Consider the following 21852-nt stretch of genomic DNA (forward strand, 5'->3'; position numbering starts at 1 on the left):
TTCGGTTGGCTGACAACGAATCCGAGCAGCGCTGGGCGGTCGAACGCGCCCGGCCGCAGTCCGGCCCGGTGGCCGGTCGCGCGCGGCAGGGCATGTTCGGCGTGCGCGGCACGGGAGACACCTCGGGCTACGGCGGACTGCGCCTGCCCGCCTACGTGCCGCCCGCCGCGGAGCGCCCGTACGGCGGCTGGTTCGACGAGGTGGCCGACGCGCTGCTGGCCGCGCTGGGCGAGCGCGGGCTGCCCGCCGACACCGTGCAGCAGGTGACGGTCGACCGCGGCGAGATCACCTTCTACGTGCGCACCGACCAGCTGCTGGAGGTCTGCCGCGCGCTGCGCGACGACCCGGCGCTGCGCTTCGAGCTGTGCAGCTCGGTCTCCGGCGTGGACTACGGGCCGGAGGTGCCGCAGCGGCTGCACTCGGTCTGCCACCTGACGTCGATGACCTACCGGCGCCGGATCCGCGTCGAGGTCGCGGTGGACGTCGAGGACCCGCACGTGCCGTCGGTGGTCGAGGTCTACCCGACCGCGGACTTCCAGGAGCGCGAGACCTGGGACATGTTCGGGATCGTCTACGACGGGCACCCGGCGCTCACCAGGATCCTGATGCCGGACGACTGGGACGGCCACCCGCAGCGCAAGGACTACCCGCTGGGCGGCATCCCGGTCGAGTACAAGGGCGCCGAGATCCCGCCACCGGATCAGCGCAGGGCGTACTCATGACGGCTGGGGTGCGCGAGTCTTCCGCGATTTCAATGGAAATCGGACGTTCGATTTCCATTGAAATCGAACGCCCGATTTCAATGGAAATTGCGTTCCCGGAGGGTGGCGGCACCGGGGAGAGGTGTTGGAGATGAGTACCGAATCACTGGCCGGCACCGGTTTCGGCGATCCCGAAGCGGCCGAGTCGCGGGAGACGACCGAGGGCCGGGTCTACACCGTCACCGGTGGCGACTGGGACGAGTTCATCGACGATACCGCCGGTGAGGAGCGGGTCGTCATCAACCTCGGCCCGCAGCACCCGTCGACGCACGGCGTGCTCCGGCTGGTGCTGGAGCTCGAGGGCGAGACCGTCACCAAGGCCCGCTCGGTGATCGGCTACCTGCACACCGGCATCGAGAAGAACACCGAGTACCGCACCTGGACCCAGGGCGTCACCTTCGTGACGCGGATGGACTACCTGGCGCCGCTGCACAACGAGGCCGCCTACTGCCTCGGCGTGGAGAAGCTGCTCGGCATCGAGGCGCCGCCGCGGGCCCAGACGTTCCGCGTGATGCTCATGGAGCTCAACCGGATCTCCTCGCACCTGGTGTTCCTGGCGACCGGTGCGATGGAGCTCGGCGCCACCACCGGCATGACCTTCGGCTTCCGCGAGCGCGAGGAGGTCCTGCACCTGCTGGAGTTCCTGACCGGGCTGCGGATGAACCACGCGTTCATCCGGCCGGGCGGCACCGCGCAGGACCTGCCGGAGGGCTGGCAGCAGAAGGTGAAGTCGTTCATCGAGGTGATGGACTCCCGGCTGCCCGCCTACGACAAGCTGTTCACCGGTCAGCCGATCTGGAAGCAGCGCCTCAAGGACGTCGGCTACCTGCCGCTGGACGGCGCGCTGCAGCTGGGCGTCACCGGGCCGCTGCTGCGCTCCGCCGGCCTGGCCTGGGACCTGCGCAAGATCGAGCCGTACTGCGGGTACGAGGACTACGAGTTCGAGGTGCCGACCAGCACCGACGCCGACTGCTACGCCCGGTACCTGCTGCGGCTGGAGGAGATCCACCAGTCGCTGAAGATCGTCCGGCAGTGCGTGGACAAGATGGAGCCCGGCTCGCACATGGTCGAGGACGCGAAGATCGCGTGGCCGTCGAAGCTGAGCATCGGGCCGGACGGCATGGGCAACTCGCTGGAGCACGTCCGCAAGATCATGGGTCAGTCGATGGAATCGCTGATCCACCACTTCAAGCTGGTGACCGAGGGCTTCGACGTGCCGCCGGGGCAGGTGTACTCGCCGGTCGAGTCGCCGCGCGGCGAGCTCGGCATGCACCTGGTCTCCGACGGCGGCACCCGGCCGATGCGGGTGCACGTCCGGGAACCCAGCTTCGTGAACCTGCAGGCGATGCCCGCGATGTGCGAAGGCGGACTGGTGGCCGACGTGATCGCGGCGGTCGCCTCCATCGACCCGGTGATGGGCGGGGTGGATCGATGACCGAGCAGTTCCAGTTCACCACCACGGACGACGCGGCGGAGGCCGCCGACACGTCGGTGTTCGACGAGCAGACGCGCTCCGAGGCGCAGCAGATCATCGCGCGGTACCCGGAGCCCCGGTCCGCGCTGCTGCCGATGCTGCACCTCGTGCAGTCGGTGCAGGGGCACGTCAGCCCGGCGGGGATCCAGTTCTGCGCCGACCAGCTGGCGCTGACCACCGCCGAGGTCAGCGCGGTCGCCACCTTCTACACCATGTACAAGCGCAAGCCGTGCGGTCAGCACCTGGTGAGCGTGTGCACCAACACGCTGTGCGCGGCGCTGGGCGGCGACGCGATCTACCGGACGCTCGGCGAGCACCTGGGCGTCGGGCACGACGAGACCGCGGGCACTCCCGGCGAGGAGGGCTCGATCACCCTCGAGCACGCCGAGTGCCTGGCGGCCTGCGACCTCGCGCCGGTGCTGCAGGTGAACTACGAGTACTTCGACAACCAGACGCCGGAGCAGGCGCTGGAACTGGTGAAGGCGTTGCAGCGCGGGGAGAAGCCGGCGCCGACGCGCGGTCCGGCGCTGTCCGACTTCCGCGGTGCGGAGCGCCAGCTGGCCGGCTTCTTCGACGACCTGGAGTCCACTGTGGCCGGTCCGTCGGCTGCGGTCGAGACGCTGCGCGGCGCGCAGCTGGCCCACGAGCGCGGCTGGACCGCGCCCAGCATGCCCGACGACGTGGAACTGCCGCCGGTGCCGGAGAAGAAGTGAGGGTGCAATGACGCGACCAAGCATCAGCCCGGTGACGCCGGTCCTGACCAAGCGGTGGCTCTCGCCGAACTCCTGGACCCTGCGCACCTACGAGCAGCTGGAGGGCTACACCGCGCTGCGCAAGGCGCTGGCGGGCACGCCCGACCAGCTCGTCGAACTGGTCAAGTCGGCGGGCCTGCGCGGGCGCGGCGGCGCCGGGTTCCCGGCGGGCGTGAAGTGGAGCTTCATGCCCAAGGAGCCCACCAAGCCGCACTACCTGGTGATCAACGCCGACGAGGGCGAACCGGGTACCTGCAAGGACATCCCGCTGATGATGGCCGATCCGCACTCGCTGATCGAGGGCTGCGTCATCGCCAGCTACGCGATGCGCGCCAACCACTGCATGATCTACGTGCGCGGTGAGGCGCTGCACCCGATCCGGCGGCTGAACAACGCGGTGCGCGAGGCCTACCAGGCCGGCTACCTGGGCAAGGACATCCTGGGCTCCGGGTTCGACCTGGACATCGTGGTGCACGCGGGCGCGGGCGCCTACATCTGCGGCGAGGAGACCGCGCTGCTGGACTCGCTGGAGGGCAAGCGCGGGCAGCCGCGGCTCAAGCCGCCGTTCCCGGCCGCCGCCGGCCTCTACGCCTGCCCGACCACGGTGAACAACGTCGAGACGATCGCCACCGTGCCCTACATCGTCAACGGCGGCGCCGACTGGTTCCGCACCATGGGCGGCGAGAAGTCGCCGGGCCCGAAGATCTACTCGATCTCCGGGCACGTGGAGAAGCCGGGCCAGTACGAGGCCCCGCTGGGCACCACGCTGCGGGAGCTGCTGGAGCTGGCGGGCGGCATGAAGGACGGCATCCCGCTGAAGTTCTGGACGCCGGGCGGCTCGTCGACGCCGATGTTCACCGCCGAGCACCTGGACGTGCCGCTGGACTTCGAGGGCGCGGCCGAGGCCGGTTCGATGCTGGGCACCACCGCGGTGATGGTGTTCAACGAGACGGTGTCGGTGCCGTGGGCCGTGATGAAGTGGACGCAGTTCTACGAGCACGAGTCCTGCGGCAAGTGCACGCCCTGCCGCGAGGGCACCTACTGGCTGGCCCAGGTGCTGGAGCGGATGGTCGCCGGACACGGCACCCAGGAGGACATCGACACCCTCCTGGACATCTGCGACAACATCTTCGGCCGCTCGTTCTGCGCGCTCGGCGACGGCGCGGTGAGCCCGATCGTCAGCGGCATCAAGTACTTCCGCGAGGAGTTCCTCGCTTTGTGTGAGAAGAACAAGACCGGCGAGCCGGAACTGGTAGGAGCGGCCCGATGACGGTGGCACCAGAATCAGAAGCCCGCCCGGTGCCGGAGGGCTACGTCCGCCTGACCATCGACGGGATCGAGGTCGAGGCGCCCAAGGGCGAGCTGCTGATCCGCACCGCGGAGCGGATGGGCATCACCATCCCGCGCTTCTGCGACCACCCGCTGCTGGACCCCGCCGGGGCCTGCAGGCAGTGCCTGGTCGAGGTCGAGATGGGCGGCAGGCCGATGCCCAAGCCGCAGGCGTCCTGCACGATGACCGTCGCCGACGGCATGGTGGTCAAGACGCAGCAGACCTCGCCGGTGGCGGACAAGGCGCAGCAGGGCGTGATGGAGCTGCTGCTGATCAACCACCCGCTGGACTGCCCGATCTGCGACAAGGGCGGCGAGTGCCCGCTGCAGAACCAGGCGCTCAAGCACGGCCGGGCCGAATCCCGCTTCCGGGACACCAAGCGGACCTTCGCCAAGCCGGTGCCGATCTCCTCGCAGGTGCTGCTGGACCGCGAGCGCTGCGTGCTGTGCCAGCGCTGCACCCGGTTCTCCAAGCAGATCGCCGGTGACCCGTTCATCGAGCTGCTGGAGCGCGGCGCGCTGCAGCAGATCGGCACCGGCGAGCAGCAGCCGTTCCAGAGCTACTTCTCCGGCAACACCATCCAGATCTGCCCGGTCGGCGCGCTGACCAGCGCGGCCTACCGGTTCCGGTCCCGGCCGTTCGACCTGGTCTCCACGCCGGGCCAGTGCGAGCACTGCGCCTCGGGCTGCGAGATCCGCAACGACTGGCGGCGCGGCAAGGTGACGCGGCGGCTGGCCGGGGACGACCCGGAGGTCAACGAGGAGTGGATCTGCGACAAGGGCCGGTTCGCGTTCCGCTACGCCACCGCCGGTGACCGCATCACCCGCCCGCTGATCCGGGAGAACGGCGAGCTCCGCGAGGCGTCGTGGACCGAGGCGCTGCAGGCCGCGGCCAAGGGCCTCGCCGAGGCCCGCGACGCGGGCGGGGTCGGCGTGCTGCCGGGCGGTCGGCTGACCGTCGAGGACGCCTACTCGTACTCGAAGTTCGCGCGGATCGCCCTGCGCACCAACGACATCGACTTCCGCGCGCGGCCGCACTCCGACGAGGAGCTGCGGTTCCTGGAGTCCGCAGTGGTGGGAACGACGCCGGGGACCGGGGTCACCTACCGGGACCTGGAGGCCGCGCCCGCGGTGCTGTGCGTGACCTTCGAACCCGAGGAGGAATCGCCGATCGTCTTCCTGCGGCTGCGCAAGGCGGCTCGCCAGGGGAAGACGAAGGTGTTCCACCTCGGCCCGCGCACCTCGCCGGGTGTCGAGAAGACCACGGTCATCGTGCACAACGGCGGCCCGGTCCGCACCGGCGAGCTGGTGCCGTGCACGCCGGGCGGGGAGGCCGCCGCGCTGCGGTCGCTGCCGTCCGAAGTGGAGGAATCGCTCCGGCAGCCGGGCGCGGTGCTGGTCGTCGGCGAACGCGCGGCGGAGGTTCCCGGGCTGTACTCGGAGATCCTGCGCGCCGCGCAGCGCACCGGCGCCCGCGTCGCCTGGATCCCCCGCCGGGCGGGCGAGCGCGGTGCGATCGAGGCGGGTGCGCTGCCGACGCTGCTGCCCGGTGGCCGGCCGGTCGCCGACGCCGCGGCCCGCGCCGAGATCGAGCAGACCTGGGGCGTGGGCTCCGGAGCGCTGCCCGCGGCCGTCGGCCGCGATCTCACCGGCATCCTCGCCGCGGCCGCGGCCGGAGAGCTCTCCGGGCTGGTCGTCGGCGGTGTCGACCCGAACGACCTGCCCGATCCGGCGCTGGCCGAGCAGGCCCTGCGCCGCGCGGACTTCGTGGTCAGCCTGGAGCTGCGGGCCAGCGCGGTCACCGAGCAGGCCGACGTGGTGCTGCCCATCGCGCCGAGCGTGGAGAAGTCCGGCAGCTACCTGAACTGGGAAGGCCGCCGCCGCGAGTTCCGCACCACCATCGAGGGCACCGGGGCGCTGCCGGACTGCCGGGTCCTGGACACCCTCGCGGTGGAGATGGACGCCGACCTGTTCACCCAGACCCCGGCCGCGGCGGCCGCCGAGCTCGACCGCATCGGCCCGAACATCGGCGAGCGGCTGCCCGGCCCGGACGAACCGGCCGCCACCGCGCCGGTTCCGGGCCCGGGCCAGGCGGTGCTCGCGACCTGGCGGCAGCTGCTGGACAACGGCTCGCTGCAGGCCGAGGAGCCGAACCTGGCGGGCACCGCGCGCCGCACCGTCGCCGTGCTCTCGCCGCGCACCGCGCAGCGCATCGAACTCGGGCACGCCCAGCGCATCGAGGTGCGCACCGCCAAGGGCTCGATCGTGCTGCCGGTGGAGCTGGCCGAGATGCCCGATGACGTGGTGTGGCTGCCGACCGACTCCGGCACCTCGCGGGTGCACCGCGCGCTCGGCGCCGGGCACGGGTCGCTCGTCGACATCACCGCCACCACGCCGATGTCCCCCGCGGCCGGCAACGGCCACGGCACCACCCACCTCAACGGGGGGAGAGCATGACCACAACCGCGGAACTGCTCGCCGACGACCCGATCTGGCTGATCCTGCTGAAGGTCGTGGTGATCTTCGCCTTCCTGGTCGTCATGACGCTGCTGACGATCTGGGCGGAGCGCCGGGTGATCGGCCGGATGCAGAACCGGCCGGGCCCGAACCGGGCAGGCCCGTTCGGCATCCTGCAGTCGCTGGCCGACGGTCTGAAGCTGGCGTTCAAGGAGGACATCCGGCCGGTCCTGGCCGACAAGTGGGTGTACTTCCTGGCCCCGGTGATCTCGGCGACGCCCGCGCTGGTGGCGTTCTCGGTGATCCCGATCGGCCCCGAGGTCACCATCTTCGGCGAGCGGACCGCGCTGCAGCTGGTCGACCTGCCGGTCGGCCTGCTGGTGGTGCTGGCCTGCGCGTCCGTCGGCGTGTACGGCATCGTGCTGGCCGGCTGGGCGTCCGGGTCGCCGTACCCGCTGCTCGGCTCGCTGCGCTCGGCCGCGCAGGTGATCTCCTACGAGATCGCGATGGGCCTGTCGTTCGTCGCGGTGATCATGTACGCGGGCACGATGTCCACCGCGGGCATCGTCGAAGCCCAGGCCAACGGCTGGTTCTTCCTGCTGCTGCCGTTCAGCTTCGTGGTCTACGTGATCTCGATGGTCGGTGAGACCAACCGCGCTCCGTTCGACCTCCCGGAGGCCGAGTCGGAGCTGGTCGGCGGCTTCCACACCGAGTACTCCTCGCTGAAGTTCGCGCTGTTCTTCCTCGCCGAGTACATCAACATGGTCACCGTCTCGGCGCTGGCGACCACGCTGTTCCTCGGCGGCTGGCACGCGCCGTGGCCGCTGTCGCTGATCGGCGACGGGGTGCTCAACACCGGCTGGTGGCCGGCGCTGTGGTTCCTCGGCAAGACGATCGCGTTCCTGTTCTTCTTCATCTGGCTGCGCGGCACCCTGCCCCGCCTGCGCTACGACCAGTTCATGAACCTGGGCTGGAAGATCCTGGTCCCGGCGAGCCTGGTGTGGATCATCGCGGTGGTGGTGATCCGCGCGGTGCGCAACGACGACACGGTGACCACCCAGCAGTTCCTCATCGGCGGCGGCGTGGTGATCGCGGTGCTGCTGGTGGCCACGTTCCTGATCCCGGACCGCCGTCCGGCCAAGGACACCGACGAAGTGCCGCTGGCGGGCAGCGGTTACCCGATTCCGCCGCTGGACCTGCAGGTCCCCGAGGCCCCGCCGCGCCCGGTGCGCACCGGTGCCGCGGGTGAGGTCGGGCGCGCGGACGGCGAGGAGGCGCCTGATGGGAATGTTTGATCCGATCAAGGGCTTCGGCGTCACCTTCTCGACGATGTTCAAGAAGGTCGTCACCGAGGAGTACCCGGAGGTCAAGAAGGTCCCGGCGCCGCGGTTCCACGGTCGCCACCAGCTCAACCGGCACCCGGACGGGCTGGAGAAGTGCGTGGGCTGCGAGCTGTGCGCCTGGGCGTGCCCGGCCGACGCGATCTTCGTGGAGGGCGGGGACAACACCGAGGAAGCGCGCTACTCGCCCGGTGAGCGCTACGGCAAGGACTACCAGATCAACTACCTGCGCTGCATCGGCTGCGGGTTGTGCATCGAGGCGTGCCCGACGCGGGCGCTGACGATGACCAACGAGTACGAGACCGCCGACGACAACCGCCAGGACCTGATCTACACCAAGGAGGACATGCTGGCCCCGCTGCTGGCCGGCATGGAGCAGCCGCCGCACCCGATGCGGCTCGGCGAGGACGAGCAGGACTACTACGTGCGCGGTCCCGAGCTCGCCCGGCAGCGCGGGGTCCCGGCGGACGAGACGGTCGAGTCCGGGCACGAGGAGGCCAGGCGATGACCCTCGCAACCGCGCAGTTCCTCGCCCAGGGCGCCGCCGTCGGCGCCGGTGAGACCGCTGCCTTCTGGGTCCTGGGCCCGCTGGCGCTGGTCGGTGCGCTGGGTATGGTGTTCGCGCGCAACGCGGTGCACTCCGCGCTGTTCCTGGTGCTGACGATGCTGTGCCTCGGCGTGCTCTACATGGCGCAGAGCGCGCAGTTCCTCGGATTCACCCAGATCATCGTCTACACCGGCGCGATCATGATGCTGTTCCTGTTCGTGCTGATGATGGTCGGCCGCGATTCCTCGGACTCGGTGGTCGAAGTGCTGCGCGGGCAGCGGCTGTGGGCCGGGCTCGGCGGCATCGGGCTGGCCGCGCTGCTGGTGACCGGGCTGGCGCGGGCGCTCACCGACGTTCCGGTCGCCGCCCCGCTGAACCCGTGGTCGCCGGCCGGTGGCGGTGCGGGCGGCCTCGGCCGGCTGATCTTCACCGACTACCTGTTCCCGTTCGAGCTGACCTCGGCGTTGCTGATCACCGCCTGCATCGGCGCGATGGTGCTGGCCTACGGCGGCAAGGGCCGCGGCCCGAGGCTGAGCCAGAAGGAGCGGGCCAACGCCCGCTTCCGCAGCTCCCGCCCGTCGCCGCTGCCCGGCCCCGGCGTGTACGCCACCACCAACTCGGTGGCCGTGCCCGCGCTGCTGCCGGACGGTTCGGTGGCGCCGGAATCGCTGTCCGAACTGCTGGAGAACCTGCCCGCCGACCGGCTCGGCGAGGACCGCCGGGCGGTCGCGGGCGAGACGGCCGCACCCGACCCGCACGCGCTGACCGCCGGGCACCACGAGGAATCGCCCGAGGTGCCGGAGCAGGCGCCGCGCGCGGACGGCAACGGGTCGAACAACAACGGCCACGAGACCGAGCACGTCCCCTCCGAGGAGGTCCGGCAGTGACCCCCACCTACTACCTGCTGCTCTCGGCGCTGCTGTTCACCATCGGCGCGGTCGGGGTGCTGGTGCGGCGCAACGCCATCGTGGTGTTCATGTGCATCGAGCTGATGCTCAACGCGGTCAACCTGACCCTGGTGACCTTCGCCCGCATCGAGGGATCGGTGCACGGGCAGGTCATGGCCTTCTTCGTGATGGTGGTCGCGGCGGCCGAGGTGGTGGTCGGCCTGGCCATCATCATGTCGATCTTCCGGACGCGTCGCTCGGCCTCGGTCGATGACGCCAACCTGCTGAAGTACTGAGAGGGCGCGTGGTGACGGCAATGATGACTACCGGGACCAGCCCCGAGGTGACGGCGGCAGCCGGTGCCATCCAGGAGAACGCCTGGTTGCTGGTCGCTTTCCCCGCGCTGGGCGCGCTGGTCCTGCTCGTCGCCGGACGCCGGGCCAACGGCTGGGGGCACATCCTCGGTTGCGCCACGGTGATCGCGTCCTTCGTGTACGGCGTGCTGCTGTTCGGCTCCATCTCCGGGATGCCCGCCAGCGGCCAGGTGCGCGAGCTGCACCTGTTCTCCTGGATCCCGGTCAACGCCCTGCAGGTCGACTTCGGGCTCCGGCTGGACCCGCTGTCGATGGTGTTCCTGCTGCTGATCACCGGTGTCGGATCGCTGATCCACATCTACTCGATCGGCTACATGTCGCACGACCAGGAGGGCCGCACCGGCCGGGACAACACCGAGCGGCGCCGGTTCTTCGCCTACCTGAACCTGTTCGTCGCCGCGATGCTGATCCTGGTGCTGGGCAACAGCTTCGTGACGCTGTACCTGGGCTGGGAGGGCGTCGGCCTCGCCTCCTACCTGCTGATCGGCTTCTGGCAGGGTCGCCCGTCGGCGGCCGCGGCGGCGACCAAGGCGTTCGTGATGAACCGGGTCGGCGACATCGGCCTGGCGCTGGCCATCTTCCTGCTGTTCGCGAAGCTGGGCACCACGCAGTACACCGAGGTCTTCGCCCGCGCCGGTGAGCTCACGCCGGGCGTGCTGCTGGCCATCACGCTGCTGCTGTTGCTGGGCGCCTGCGGCAAGTCCGGCCAGGTCCCGCTGCAGGCGTGGTTGCCGGACGCGATGGAGGGCCCGACGCCGGTCTCCGCGCTCATCCACGCCGCCACGATGGTCACCGCGGGCGTGTACCTGATCGCCCGCGCCAACCCGCTGTTCTCGCTCTCGCCGGGCGGGCAGCTGGCGGTCACCGTCGTCGGTGCGGTCACGCTGCTGGTCGGGTGCGTCATCGGCTGCGCCTACGACGACATCAAGAAGGTCCTGGCGTACTCCACGGTCAGCCAGATCGGCTACATGATGCTGGCCGTCGGGCTCGGCCCGGCCGGGTACGCGCTGGGCATCATGCACCTGCTCACCCACGGCTTCTTCAAGGCCGGGCTGTTCCTCGGCGCCGGTTCGGTGATGCACGGCATGAACGACGAGGTCGACATGCGCAAGTTCGGCGGCCTCTACCGGTACATGCCGATCACCTTCGCCACCTTCGGCCTCGGCTACCTGGCGCTGATCGGGTTCCCGTTCCTGTCCGGCTTCTACTCCAAGGACGCCATCATCGAGGCGGCGTTCGGCCAGGAGGGCTGGCGCGGCTGGGTGTTCGGCGGCGCGGCGCTGCTGGGCGCGGGCATCACCGCCTTCTACATGACTCGCCTGGTGCTGATGACGTTCTTCGGCGAGAAGCGCTGGCAGAACTTGAAGGCCGCCAACGGCAAGGACTTCCACCCGCACGAGTCGCCGACCGTGATGACGGCGCCGATGATCGTGCTGGCCATCGGTTCGGTGGCGGCGGGCATGTTCTTCGCAGGCGGCGACCGGCTGGTCGGCTTCCTGACGCCGTCGCTGGGCGAGCTCCAGGAAGCCGGGCACAGCCCCATCCCGCACGCCGCGATCCCGGTGCTGACCGTGGCGATCTCCGCGCTCGGCGCGCTGGTCGCCTGGCTGGTGGTCGGGCGCAAACCGGTGCCGGTGGAGCGCCCGCAGCGGGTGTCGCCGATCGTCCGGGCGGCCCGCGCCGACCTGGGCGGCAACGCGCTGAACAACGCCGTCGCGGTGAAGCCGGCGTTCGGCCTGGCGCGCGGACTGGTCACTGTGGACAACAAGGGCGTGGACGGCGCGGTCAACGGCATCGCCGGGCTCCTGGGCTTCACCTCCGGCCGGTTGCGCCGCTGGCAGACCGGTTTCGTCCGGTCCTACGCCCTGTCCATGCTCTTCGGCGGCATCGTGGTGATCGCCGCCCTGATGGCCGTGGGGATCCCGTCATGACCCGATCACACGTCCACTGCGGATCCAGCAGCGAGCTCCGGGAGGAGATCCGATGACCCTGCTCGTCGCACTGATCCTGCTGCCGATCGCCGGGTCGGTGGTGGTGGCGCTGCTGCGCGGCAACGCGCCGGCGGCGAAGTGGACCGCGCTCGGGTTCTCCCTGGTGGAGCTCGTGCTCGCGCTCGCCGCGTGGGCCGCCTACGACCCGGCCGGACCGCGGCTGCAGCTCACCAGCTCGGTGGCGTGGATCCCGGCGTTCGACATCCGGCTGTCCTTCGGCGTGGACGGCATCGCGCTGGTGATGATCGCGGTGATCGCGCTGCTCACCCCGCTGGTGCTCGGCTACAGCTGGGGCGAGCGGCTGCCGGAGGGCCGGTCGCACGGCGGGTTCTTCTCGCTGCTGCTGCTGGAGCAGGCGCTGACGGTGGCGGTGTTCGCCGCGACCGACCTGTTCCTGTTCTACGTGCTGTTCGAGATCATGCTGATCCCGATGTACTTCCTCATCGGCAGCTACGGCGGTGAGAAGCGCACCTACGCCGCGATGAAGTTCTTCCTGTACTCCTTCCTCGGCGGCCTGATCATGCTGGCCTCGGCGATCGGCGCCTACGTCTACGCCGCGGAGGTCACCGGTCGCGGCAGCTTCGACTGGGCGACGCTGGTGCCGGTCCTGCGGGACGCGCCGACGAGCGTGCAGGTGTGGCTGTTCCTCGGCTTCTTCGCCGCGTTCGCCATCAAGGCCCCGCTGATCCCGTTCCACACCTGGCTGCCGGACGCCGCGCAGCAGGCGCCGATCGGCGTCGCGGTGATCGTGGTCGGCGTGCTGGACAAGGTCGGCACCTTCGGCTTCCTGCGCTACAGCCTGCCGCTGACGCCGGACGCCTCGCAGCTGCTCGCACCGCTGGTGCTGGTGCTGGCGGTCGTCGGTGTGCTCTACGGCTCGTTCCAGGCGTTCGGGCAGACCGACTTCAAGCGGTTCATCGCCTACGTCTCGATCGCGCACTTCGGGTTCATCGCGCTGGGCATCTTCGCGTTCACCTCGCAGTCGCACGTCGGCGCGGTATCGTACATGGTCAACCACAGCATCGCCACCGGCATGCTGATCCTGGTGATCGGCATGGTGATCACCCGCGGCGGCTCCACCCGCATCGCCGACTACGGCGGCATGGCGAAGGTGACGCCGCTGCTGGCGGGCACGCTGCTGATCGCCGGGCTGAGCACCCTGTCGCTGCCCGGCACGAACTCGTTCATCAGCGAGTTCCTCGTGCTCATCGGATCCTTCGAGACCCGGCCGGTGTACACCGTGCTGGCCACCATCGGCATGGTGCTGGCCGCGGTCTACGTGCTGTGGCTCTTCCAGCGCACCATGCAGGGCCCGCTGCGCGGCGACGCGCTGCTGGGCACCGCGGGCGGGCCGGGCGCGGTCACCGACCCGAACAAGCCGGGCGCGCACCGGCTCCGGATCGCCGACCTCGGCGCCCGCGAGATCGCCGTGCTGACCCCGCTGATCGTGCTGGTGCTCGCGTTGGGCTTCTACCCGAAGCCGGTGCTGGACGTGATCAACCCGTCGGTCGCGGCAACCATGAGCGAGGTCGGCGTCACCGACCCCGTGACCTCGCAGGGAGGTAACTGACAGTGGGTGTCTTGACGAGGGACGTGGGTGCGCTGGCACAGGCGCAATCCATCGACATCCCGCCCATCGACTACGCGGCGATCGCCCCGATCCTGATCATCCTCGGCGCGGCCTGCGTGGCGATCCTGGTCGAGGCGTTCCTGCCGCGGCACCAGCGGTGGCCGGTGCAGGTCGGGCTGAGCCTGGTGTCCATCGTGGCCGCCGGGATCGCGCTGGCGGTGTACGCGCGCTCGGGCGGCACCGGGGTGACGACGCTGTCGGACACCCTGGCGATCGACCCGCCCACCCTGTTCCTGTGGGGCACCCTGCTCGCGCTCGGCCTGGCCGCGATCCTGCTGATCGCGGACCGCTCGGTCGAGCCGGGCGGCTCGTTCGTCTCCGAGGAGCGGCGCTCCGAAGGGCCGGGCACCATGAGCCGCGCCGCGGCCGCGGTGTCGGGCATGCGCACCGAGGTCTTCCCGCTCGCCCTGTTCTCGCTCGGCGGCATGCTGGTCTTCGTCGCGGCGAACGACCTGCTGACCATGTTCATCGCGCTGGAGACGCTGAGCCTCCCGCTGTACCTGATGTGCGGCCTGGCCAAGCGGCGCCGGTTGCTCTCGCAGGAAGCCGCGGTGAAGTACTTCCTGCTCGGTGCCTTCGCCTCGGCGTTCTTCCTGTACGGCCTGGCGCTGCTCTACGGCTACGCGGGTTCGGTGAAGCTGCAGGCCATCGCCGACGCCACCGCCGGATCGGACCGCTCGGACACGCTGCTGTTCGCCGGCCTCGGCCTGCTGCTGGTGGGTCTGCTGTTCAAGGCCTCCGTCGGCCCGTTCCACACCTGGACGCCGGACGTCTACCAGGGCGCCCCGACCGCGGTGACCGGATTCATGGCAGCCTGCACCAAGGTCGCGGCCTTCGGCGCGATCCTGCGGGTGCTGCAGGTCGCCTTCGAGGCGTCGAGCTGGGAGTGGAACGGCGTGCTGTGGGCCGTCGCGATCGCCTCGATGGTGATCGGCGTGGTGCTCGGCCTGACCCAGACCGACATCAAGCGGATGGTCGCCTACTCCTCGGTGGCGCACGCCGGGTTCATGCTGGTCGGTTCGCTGGCGCTGACCGAGCGCGGTCTGTCCGGCACGCTGTTCTACCTGCTGGCCTACGGGTTCAGCACGATCGCGATCTTCGGCGTGATCAGCCTGGTGCGGCGCTCCGATGGTGAGGCAACTCACCTCTCCGACTGGGCGGGCCTGGCGAAGCGCTCGCCGCTGGTCGCCGGGGTGTTCACCTTCCTGCTGTTCGCCCTCGCCGGCATCCCGCTGACGAGCGGTTTCATCGGGAAGTTCGTGGTCTTCGAGGCGGCGCTGGCCGACGGGATGGCCCCGCTGGTGGTGGTCGCCCTGCTGGCCAGTGCGGTTGCCGCGTTCTTCTACCTCCGTGTCATCGTGCTGATGTACTTCCGGGAACCCGCCGCGGACGGCCCCACCGTCAGCGTGCCGGGTGCGTTCACGACAGCCGCGATCACGCTCGGTGTGGTCGTCACGCTGCTGCTGGGCGTGCTGCCGACGTTGGCGCTGGACTGGGCGAACGTCGGTGGCTTCGTGTCGTAGAGTGCACGCCGGTAGGGCGATCGTTGGGGGAGCGAAGGCGACGGTGACGTGAGCAGGCCAGCGGGAGACCCGATCAGCGAGCTGATCAAGGGCAGTGGGATCGGGATCGACATCACCGATGCGGCGTTGGCCGAGTCGGTGCAGCAGGGCATCGCTCGGGTGGAGCGGTTGCTGCACGACTCGGTGCAGAGCGACTTCGAGTTCGCCACCCGCACCTCGCTCCACCTGGTCGACGCCGGGGGCAAGCGGTTCCGGCCGCTGTTCACCCTGCTGGCCGCGCAGTTCGGCGACCCGCAGGCGGAGGCGGTGACCAAGTCCGCCGCGGTGGTGGAGATGATCCACCTGGCCACGCTCTACCACGACGACGTGATGGACGAGGCGACCATGCGGCGCGGCGCGACCAGCGCCAACGCCCGCTGGGACAACTCGATCGCCATCCTGACCGGGGACTTCCTGTTCGCGCAGGCGTCGGCGCTGATCGCCGACCTGGGCGCGGAAGCGGTCCGCGAGATGGCGCGCACCTTCGAGCTGCTGGTCACCGGGCAGATGCGGGAGACCGTCGGGGTCGGCCCCGACGAGGACGCCGTGGAGTTCTACCTGCGGGTGGTCTTCGAGAAGACGGGTTCGCTGATCGCCACCGCGGGCCGGTTCGGCGCGTGGTTCTCCGGTGCGGACCAGGCGATCGTCGAGTCGCTGGAGCGGATCGGCCGGCTCATCGGCATCGGGTTCCAGATCTCCGACGACATCATCGACATCGCCTCGCCGGCCGACGAGTCCGGCAAGACGCCGGGCACCGATCTCCGCGAGGGCGTGCGCACGCTGCCGATGCTGTACGCGCTGGCCGACCCGGAGACCGAACCCCGGCTGCGCGACCTGCTGTCCCGCGCGCTGTCCGACGACGCCGAGGTGCACGAAGCGCTGGAGCTGCTGCGCGCGTCGAACGGCTTGGAGCGCACTCGCGCGACCTTGGACGAGTACGCCGCAGACGCCCGCAAGGAGCTCGCCTCGCTGCCGGACACCCCGGCCCGCGAAGCGCTGTCCGTGCTGGTCGACTACGTGGTGGCGCGGACCCGCTGAGCGGTGGCCGGATTGCGATCACGAGCCGATCACACCGCCTCGGCGCGGTGCTGCTCCGTGGTAGGCATGCCGGGAACCACCGGCGGCGCTGAGGAAGGACATCTCTCGTGATCACCTGGCTGTTCACCCAGGTGTGGCTGTGGAGCCTCGCCGCGTTCGCGCTCGGCGCCCTGATCACCTGGCTGCTGTTCGTCCGCCCGCTGCAGCGGCGCCTGGCGGAGGTCGCCGAGTACCCGGACTACGACTACGACCGGACGGCCGACTACGACGAGCCGGACACCGCGCGGGAACCGCTGGAGCTGCTGCGGCCGACGCCTCCGCGCGACCCGGACGAGCCGCCGATCGGCGACTGGGACCGCCCGCCGCGCGCGTGGGCCGACCCGCGCCTGCAACCGGAAGAGGACACCGAGAACACCTGGTTCCGCAAGTGGGACGAGGAGGCGCCGGAAGGCGGCCTCGACCCCGCGGCGACCGCGGTCCAGCCGCGGGTCCTGGACGGACCCGCCGATCCGAAGGGCGACGCGGACACCCGGGTCGAGTCCGCAGGCCCGACGGGCGATGCCGACACCTGGCGTGCGTCCGCCGGTCCGGAGGACGACGCCGACACCTGGCGTGCGTCTGCTGATCCGACGGACGGTGCCGACACCTGGGCCGGGCCTGGCCGCGTCGAGCCGGAGGACCGTGCGGACACCCGGACCGAACCGAGCGGCGCCAACGCGAAGGACAGCGCGGAGCCCGATACGGCGGTGACGCCGGTCGGCCGCGAGGAACCGCAGCCCGCGGCTTCCTTCTCCGGCCAGCTGGAGGACGCCGAGCGCCTGTCCGGCCAGCTGCGATCGCTGTTCGAGTCGGAGCAGAAGAGCGGCGCCCAGCCGGCGACGCCGTACGTTCCGCCGGTCGGCGCGGAGGCGACGCAGGTCATGCCCGCAGTCGCCGACGACGAGGACGTCCCGCCGCTCCCGCAGCGCACGCCGGGCGCGGGCCCGCACCCCGGTCGCGACAGCGGCTGGTCCGGCCCGATGGTGAAGGGCCACTCGGCGTCCCGCCAGTACCACACCCCGGAATCGCCCCAGTACGACGACATCGTCGCCGACGTCTGGTTCCGCTCGTCCAAGGACGCCGAGATCGCCGGCTTCACCTCCTGGAACGGCGGCTGAGCCGTCACTCGGGCTGGGGCTGGCGCTCCAGGAGGCGGGAGAGCACGACGGTGGAGACCGTCCGGCTGACGAACTCGACCGACCGCAGGCGCTCCATGGCTTCTTCCAGGTGGTGGATGTTCGCCGCGCGCAGGTGGACGATCGCGTCGGCCTGGCCGGAGACGGTGTAGGCCGCGACGACTTCCGGCAGCGGCTCCAGGCCGGTGCGGATCCGGTGCGCGGGGACGTTCCCGGAGCAGTGCACCTCGACGAACGCCTCGGTGCCCCAGCCCAGCGCCTCCGGGTCCACGACCGCGGTGAAGCCCTGCAGCACGCCGAGGTCCAGCAGCTTGTCCACGCGCCGCTTCACCGCGGGCGCGGACAGGCCCACCTCCGCACCGATCTCCGCGTAGCTCGCCCGAGCGTCGGCGACCAGGTGCGAAATGATTCGTTGATCCAGGACGTCCATACGCAACATTCTGCCGCAAAAATCGAACGTAGCGTTATTGATGGCTGTTCCGGCCACCGCTTACATTTCGATTCATGACGGTCATCGCCGATCAGGCTCCCCAACCGATCCAGACGCCGCGCGCCACCCCGCGGCACTACCTGATGTGCCCACCGCAGTACTTCACCGTCGAGTACTCCATCAACCCGTGGATGGACCCCGGAACGCCGGTGGACGCCGACCGCGCGATGGCCCAGTGGGACGAGCTCAAGCGCACCTACGAACGCCTCGGCCACACCGTCGAGGTCGTCGAGCCCCAGCCCGGCCTGCCGGACATGGTCTTCGCGGCCAACTCGGCGACCGTGATCGACGGCCGGGTGCTCGGCGCCCGGTTCCGCGCGCCGCAGCGGGCGGCGGAGGCCGAGCACTTCCGGCGCTGGTTCACCACCCGCGGGTACCGCGACCTGGTGATGCCGTCCCGGATCAACGAGGCCGAGGGCGATTTCGCCTGGACCGGGCAGGTCCTGCTGGCGGGCAGCGGCTTCCGCACCGACCCGGAGGCGCACGCCGAGGCGCAGGAGGTGCTCGGCGTCCCGGTGGTGTCGCTGCGCCTGATCGACCCGCGCTACTACCACCTGGACACCGCGCTGTTCGTCCTGCGGCGCGGCGCGGACGCGCGCATCGCCTACTACCCGGAGGCGTTCTCGGCCGGTTCCCGCCGAGTGCTGCAGCGGATGTTCCCGGACGCGGTGATCGCGACCGCCGCCGACGCGGACTGCCTGGGTCTCAACGGCGTCTCCGACGGCAGGCACGTGGTGCTGCCGACCGAGGCGACCGGCCTGGCCGCCCAGCTGGCCGACCGCGGCTACGAGCCGATCCTGCTGGACATCTCGGAGCTCCGGAAGTCGGGCGGCGGCCCGAAGTGCTGCACGCTCGAACTGCACACCTGACCGAGGGGGACGGGGAAGGACGAAGGGCACCGCCGGCGGCGGTGCCCTTCGTGGTGCGGGGCAATTTCAATGGAAATCAGACGTCCGATTTCCATTGAAATTGCGTAGATCCCGACGCACCACCGGCGTGTCGGGCACCCGACACGCCGGTGGGTCTGCCTGTGGACGACGGCAGGCCGGAGTCACTGCTCCATGACGGCCTGGACGCCGATCTCCAGGTCGATGGTGGGGCCGACCACCGCGATCCCCTTGGCCAGCGTGGCCTTCCAGTCGACCGAGTAGTCCTCGCGGCGCAGGGTCGCCGTGGAGTGGCAGGCCACCCGCAGGTCGCCGTCGAAGCCCGGGCCCTGCCACTTGCGCTGGCCCAGGTAGGTCGTGGCCAGCTCGACCGGGCGGGTGGTGCCGCGCAGCGTCAGGTGCCCGCTGACCGACCAGCGGTCCGCGCGCAGGTGCGTGAACCGGTCGCTGGTGAACCGGATGTGCGGGTGGTTGGCCACGTCGAAGAAGTCCGCCGAGCGCAGGTGGTCGTCGCGCATCTTGACACCGGTCTCGATGCTCGCCGCGTTGATCGCCACCTCGATCCGCGAGTCCTCGAACCGCTCCGCGACCTGCACGACGCCGTCGAACTCCTTGAACATGCCGTGGATCTTGGACATGCCGATGTGCGGGGCGACGAACCGGATCTCGGTGTGGTACGGGTCGAACCGGTAGCGGCCGGGGATCGGCGGCTCCAGCGATTCGTCCGGCGACAGCCGGACGGTGCCGAGCTGGACGTGCCGGTTGACGCCCACCTCCACCTGCGTGCTGTAGCGGCGGTAACCGCCCGCGCTGATCGACAGCCGGTGCGTGCCCGGGGCGATCGACGTCGCGAAGCTGCCGTAGCTGTCGGTGATGCCGTGCGCGGTCTGCTGGTTGAGCCTGCCCACCAGCGTCACGGCCGCTCCGGGCAGCAGCTGCCCCCGCTCGTCCTGAACCTGGCAGGTGATGACACCGCTGTCCAGCGGGGTTGGAAGGAAGTTGGAGACGCCGGGGCGCGGCGAACCGCCCTTGCCTGCCGAACGACGTCGCCGCAGCTTGGCGAAGATCATCTGGGTCCTTCCTGCCCGACCGAGGGGTACGGTGGACAAAGTTTTCATTTCAACTACCGGCGGGTCATGCTAGATCCCGACGGCGGAGCGCCTCGCGCTGCCACCGGCTCGTTGCCTTCGGCACATCCGCCCAGCGGAACTACGACTCGCGCCGGCTCGTTCTCTGGGTGACCTTCGACGAGGGCGGGAGATCGTCCGCTGAGGCCATCCGGAAGGTGTCGGCCCCTGCTGGGGCCTTGGTAGAGGTAGGCACGGTGCACAGTCACTTCAACGGCGTGAAAACGGCATTGCTGCTCGGCGGCATGAGCGCCCTGGTGTTGCTGGTCGGGTCGCTGTTCGGGCGCACCGGCCTGATCGTCGGGCTGGTCGTGGCGCTGGGCATGAACGGGTACGCCTACTTCAACTCGGCGAACCTGGCCCTGCGCGCGATGCACGCGCGGCCGGTGTCGGAGGCCGAGCAGCCCGCGATGTACCGGATCGTCCGGGAGCTGGCGACCTCGGCCAAGCAGCCGATGCCCGCGCTCTACGTCAGCCCGACCCGGGCCCCGAACGCCTTCGCCACCGGCCGCAACCCGCGCAACGCCGCGGTGTGCTGCACGGCCGGGATCCTCGAACTGCTCAACGAGCGCGAGCTGCGCGCGGTGCTCGGCCACGAGCTCTCGCACGTGTACAACCGCGACATCCTGATCTCGTGCGTGGCAGGCGCGCTGGCCAGCGTCGTGACGTTCCTGGCCAACTTCGGGATGTTCTTCGGCATGTCGGGCGGCCAGGGCGAGAACCGCCCGAACCCGTTCGCGATGCTGCTGGTGGCGCTGCTCGGGCCGATCGCGGCGGCGGTGGTGCAGATGGCCGTCAGCCGCTCCCGCGAGTACCAGGCCGACCAGTCCGGCGCCCACCTCACCGGCGACCCGCTCGCGCTGGCCTCCGCGCTGCGGAAGCTGGAGCGCGGCACCCAGCAGGCGCCGCTGGCGCCGGAACCGCAGCTGGTGTCGCAGTCGCACCTGATGATCGCGAACCCGTTCCGCCCCGGCGAGCGCCTGGCCAAGCTCTTCTCCACCCACCCGCCCATGGCGGAGCGGATCCGCCGCCTCGAAGGCATGGCGGGCCACCAGCTCCCCCCGGCCTGGTGACGCGGCGGCTGGTCAGGCGGTGGCGCCCGCGCGGCGGGCGACTTCCATGACGTACTGGCCGTAGCCGGACTTCGCGAGGCGGGCGCCGAGCTCGTGGCAGTCGTCCGCGGAGATGTAGCCCATCCGCAGCGCGATCTCCTCCAGGCAGGCGATCCGCACGCCCTGGCGGTGCTCCAGCACCTGCACGAACTGGCCTGCCTCCACCAGGGAGTCGTGCGTGCCGGTGTCCAGCCACGCGAAACCGCGGCCCAGCGACGTCAGGTGGGCCCGGCCTTCGCGCAGGTAGGCGAGGTTGACGTCGGTGATCTCCAGCTCGCCGCGCGCCGACGGCGAGAGGCCCTTGGCGATGTCCACCACGCCGTTGTCGTAGAAGTACAGCCCGGTGATGGCCATGTTGGACTTCGGCTCGGCCGGCTTCTCCACGATCGACAGCAGCCGGCCGTCGCCGTCCACCTCGCCGACGCCGTAGCGCTCCGGGTCGCGGACCGGGTAGCCGAACAGCGTGCAGCCGTCGAGGTCGCGCACGCACTGCTGGAGGATCCCGGAGAAGCCCTGGCCGTAGAAGATGTTGTCGCCGAGCACCAGCGCCACCGGGTCGTCACCGACGAAGTCGGCGCCGATCACGAACGCCTCGGCGAGGCCGTTGGGCTCGGGCTGCACGGCGTAGGAGATCTCGATGCCGAACTGCGAGCCGTCGCCGAGCAGCCGCTGGAACAACGGCATGTCGGCCGGGGTGGAGATGAGCAGCACGTCCCGGATCCCGGCCAGCATGAGCACCGACAGCGGGTAGTAGATCATCGGCTTGTCGTAGACCGGCAGCAGCTGCTTCGACACGACCTGGGTCAACGGGTGCAGTCGCGTCCCGCTGCCCCCGGCCAGCACGATCCCCTTCACCCGAGCACCTCCCACTAGAGCACCCACGAAGCCCGAACACCGCTTTCGGCGGTAGACAGCGGCC

The 21852-nt window shown here is 70.4% G+C and carries 19 protein-coding genes; 16 read left to right on the forward strand and 3 right to left on the reverse strand.

The features are described 5' to 3' along the window. The first annotated feature begins 5 nt into the window (after positions 1 to 5). The 14 genes from ATL45_RS16300 to ATL45_RS16365 all read left to right on the forward strand — a co-directional run bounded on the left by ATL45_RS16300 (position 6) and on the right by ATL45_RS16365 (position 17299). Positions 6 to 722: an NADH-quinone oxidoreductase subunit C gene (locus ATL45_RS16300; RefSeq protein WP_093155335.1), complete on the forward strand. Its 717-nt coding sequence runs from the start codon at positions 6 to 8 to the stop codon at positions 720 to 722. Positions 723 to 852: 130 nt separating this feature from the next. Next, positions 853 to 2196, forward strand: coding sequence for an NADH-quinone oxidoreductase subunit D (locus ATL45_RS16305; RefSeq protein ID WP_093155410.1), 1344 nt, complete (start codon positions 853 to 855; stop codon positions 2194 to 2196). Beyond that, positions 2193 to 2948 carry an NADH-quinone oxidoreductase subunit NuoE gene (gene nuoE / locus ATL45_RS16310; RefSeq protein ID WP_093155333.1) on the forward strand — a complete coding sequence of 252 codons (756 nt, stop codon included), beginning with the start codon at positions 2193 to 2195 and terminating at the stop codon, positions 2946 to 2948. Before ATL45_RS16305 ends, nuoE begins: the two co-directional genes overlap by 4 nt. Before the next feature lie 7 nt (positions 2949 to 2955). After that, entirely contained in the window at positions 2956 to 4257 is a 1302-nt protein-coding gene (gene nuoF, locus ATL45_RS16315) for an NADH-quinone oxidoreductase subunit NuoF (protein ID WP_093155332.1), read from the forward strand. Next, positions 4254 to 6773 carry an NADH-quinone oxidoreductase subunit G gene (locus ATL45_RS16320; RefSeq protein WP_093155330.1) on the forward strand — a complete coding sequence of 840 codons (2520 nt, stop codon included), beginning with the start codon at positions 4254 to 4256 and terminating at the stop codon, positions 6771 to 6773. Before nuoF ends, ATL45_RS16320 begins: the two co-directional genes overlap by 4 nt. Continuing rightward, positions 6770 to 8068 carry an NADH-quinone oxidoreductase subunit NuoH gene (gene nuoH / locus ATL45_RS16325; RefSeq protein WP_093155329.1) on the forward strand — a complete coding sequence of 433 codons (1299 nt, stop codon included), beginning with the start codon at positions 6770 to 6772 and terminating at the stop codon, positions 8066 to 8068. The genes ATL45_RS16320 and nuoH overlap by 4 nt, the downstream gene beginning before the upstream one ends. After that, entirely contained in the window at positions 8055 to 8621 is a 567-nt protein-coding gene (gene nuoI, locus ATL45_RS16330; RefSeq protein ID WP_093155327.1) for an NADH-quinone oxidoreductase subunit NuoI, read from the forward strand. The genes nuoH and nuoI overlap by 14 nt, the downstream gene beginning before the upstream one ends. Further along, positions 8618 to 9547 (forward strand): NADH-quinone oxidoreductase subunit J, encoded by a 930-nt coding sequence (locus ATL45_RS16335; protein WP_093155326.1) that lies wholly within the window; start codon positions 8618 to 8620, stop codon positions 9545 to 9547. Before nuoI ends, ATL45_RS16335 begins: the two co-directional genes overlap by 4 nt. Further along, positions 9544 to 9843: an NADH-quinone oxidoreductase subunit NuoK gene (gene nuoK / locus ATL45_RS16340; RefSeq protein ID WP_093155324.1), complete on the forward strand. Its 300-nt coding sequence runs from the start codon at positions 9544 to 9546 to the stop codon at positions 9841 to 9843. The genes ATL45_RS16335 and nuoK overlap by 4 nt, the downstream gene beginning before the upstream one ends. 20 nt (positions 9844 to 9863) lie before the next feature. After that, on the forward strand, positions 9864 to 11852 hold the full coding sequence (nuoL, locus tag ATL45_RS16345; protein ID WP_439332458.1) for an NADH-quinone oxidoreductase subunit L: 1989 nt from the start codon (positions 9864 to 9866) through the stop codon (positions 11850 to 11852). A 52-nt stretch (positions 11853 to 11904) separates the two neighbouring features. After that, on the forward strand, positions 11905 to 13482 hold the full coding sequence (locus tag ATL45_RS16350; protein ID WP_093155322.1) for an NADH-quinone oxidoreductase subunit M: 1578 nt from the start codon (positions 11905 to 11907) through the stop codon (positions 13480 to 13482). Positions 13483 to 13505: 23 nt separating this feature from the next. Then, positions 13506 to 15065 (forward strand): NADH-quinone oxidoreductase subunit NuoN, encoded by a 1560-nt coding sequence (nuoN, locus tag ATL45_RS16355; RefSeq protein ID WP_093155321.1) that lies wholly within the window; start codon positions 13506 to 13508, stop codon positions 15063 to 15065. Between the two features lie 48 nt (positions 15066 to 15113). After that, the gene (locus tag ATL45_RS16360) at positions 15114 to 16142 is read left to right on the forward strand and encodes a polyprenyl synthetase family protein (RefSeq protein ID WP_093155319.1); all 1029 of its coding nucleotides are present in this window, start codon (positions 15114 to 15116) and stop codon (positions 16140 to 16142) included. A 107-nt stretch (positions 16143 to 16249) separates the two neighbouring features. Next, the gene (locus ATL45_RS16365) at positions 16250 to 17299 is read left to right on the forward strand and encodes a sunset domain-containing protein (protein ID WP_246025385.1); all 1050 of its coding nucleotides are present in this window, start codon (positions 16250 to 16252) and stop codon (positions 17297 to 17299) included. Between the two features lie 4 nt (positions 17300 to 17303). Here the strand turns inward: ATL45_RS16365 and ATL45_RS16370 are convergent, their stop codons facing one another. Then, positions 17304 to 17747: an Lrp/AsnC family transcriptional regulator gene (locus tag ATL45_RS16370; protein WP_177242011.1), complete on the reverse strand. Its 444-nt coding sequence runs from the start codon at positions 17745 to 17747 to the stop codon at positions 17304 to 17306. A gap of 74 nt (positions 17748 to 17821) precedes the next feature. On the opposite strand from ATL45_RS16370, the gene ddaH reads away from it, so the two are divergent. Beyond that, complete coding sequence (gene ddaH, locus ATL45_RS16375) at positions 17822 to 18676, forward strand: dimethylargininase (protein ID WP_093155316.1); 855 nt, start codon at positions 17822 to 17824, stop codon at positions 18674 to 18676. A 182-nt stretch (positions 18677 to 18858) separates the two neighbouring features. On the opposite strand, the gene ATL45_RS16380 is transcribed toward ddaH, so the two are convergent. Next, positions 18859 to 19764 carry a YceI family protein gene (locus tag ATL45_RS16380; RefSeq protein ID WP_093155315.1) on the reverse strand — a complete coding sequence of 302 codons (906 nt, stop codon included), beginning with the start codon at positions 19762 to 19764 and terminating at the stop codon, positions 18859 to 18861. Between the two features lie 254 nt (positions 19765 to 20018). On the opposite strand from ATL45_RS16380, the gene htpX reads away from it, so the two are divergent. Then, positions 20019 to 20894 carry a zinc metalloprotease HtpX gene (gene htpX / locus ATL45_RS16385; RefSeq protein ID WP_093155313.1) on the forward strand — a complete coding sequence of 292 codons (876 nt, stop codon included), beginning with the start codon at positions 20019 to 20021 and terminating at the stop codon, positions 20892 to 20894. 12 nt (positions 20895 to 20906) lie between these two features. Here the strand turns inward: htpX and rfbA are convergent, their stop codons facing one another. Further along, entirely contained in the window at positions 20907 to 21788 is an 882-nt protein-coding gene (rfbA, locus tag ATL45_RS16390; protein WP_093155312.1) for a glucose-1-phosphate thymidylyltransferase RfbA, read from the reverse strand. Positions 21789 to 21852 lie beyond the last annotated feature (64 nt).

It is taken from the genome of Saccharopolyspora antimicrobica (assembly GCF_003635025.1).
GTDB lineage: Bacteria > Actinomycetota > Actinomycetes > Mycobacteriales > Pseudonocardiaceae > Saccharopolyspora > Saccharopolyspora antimicrobica.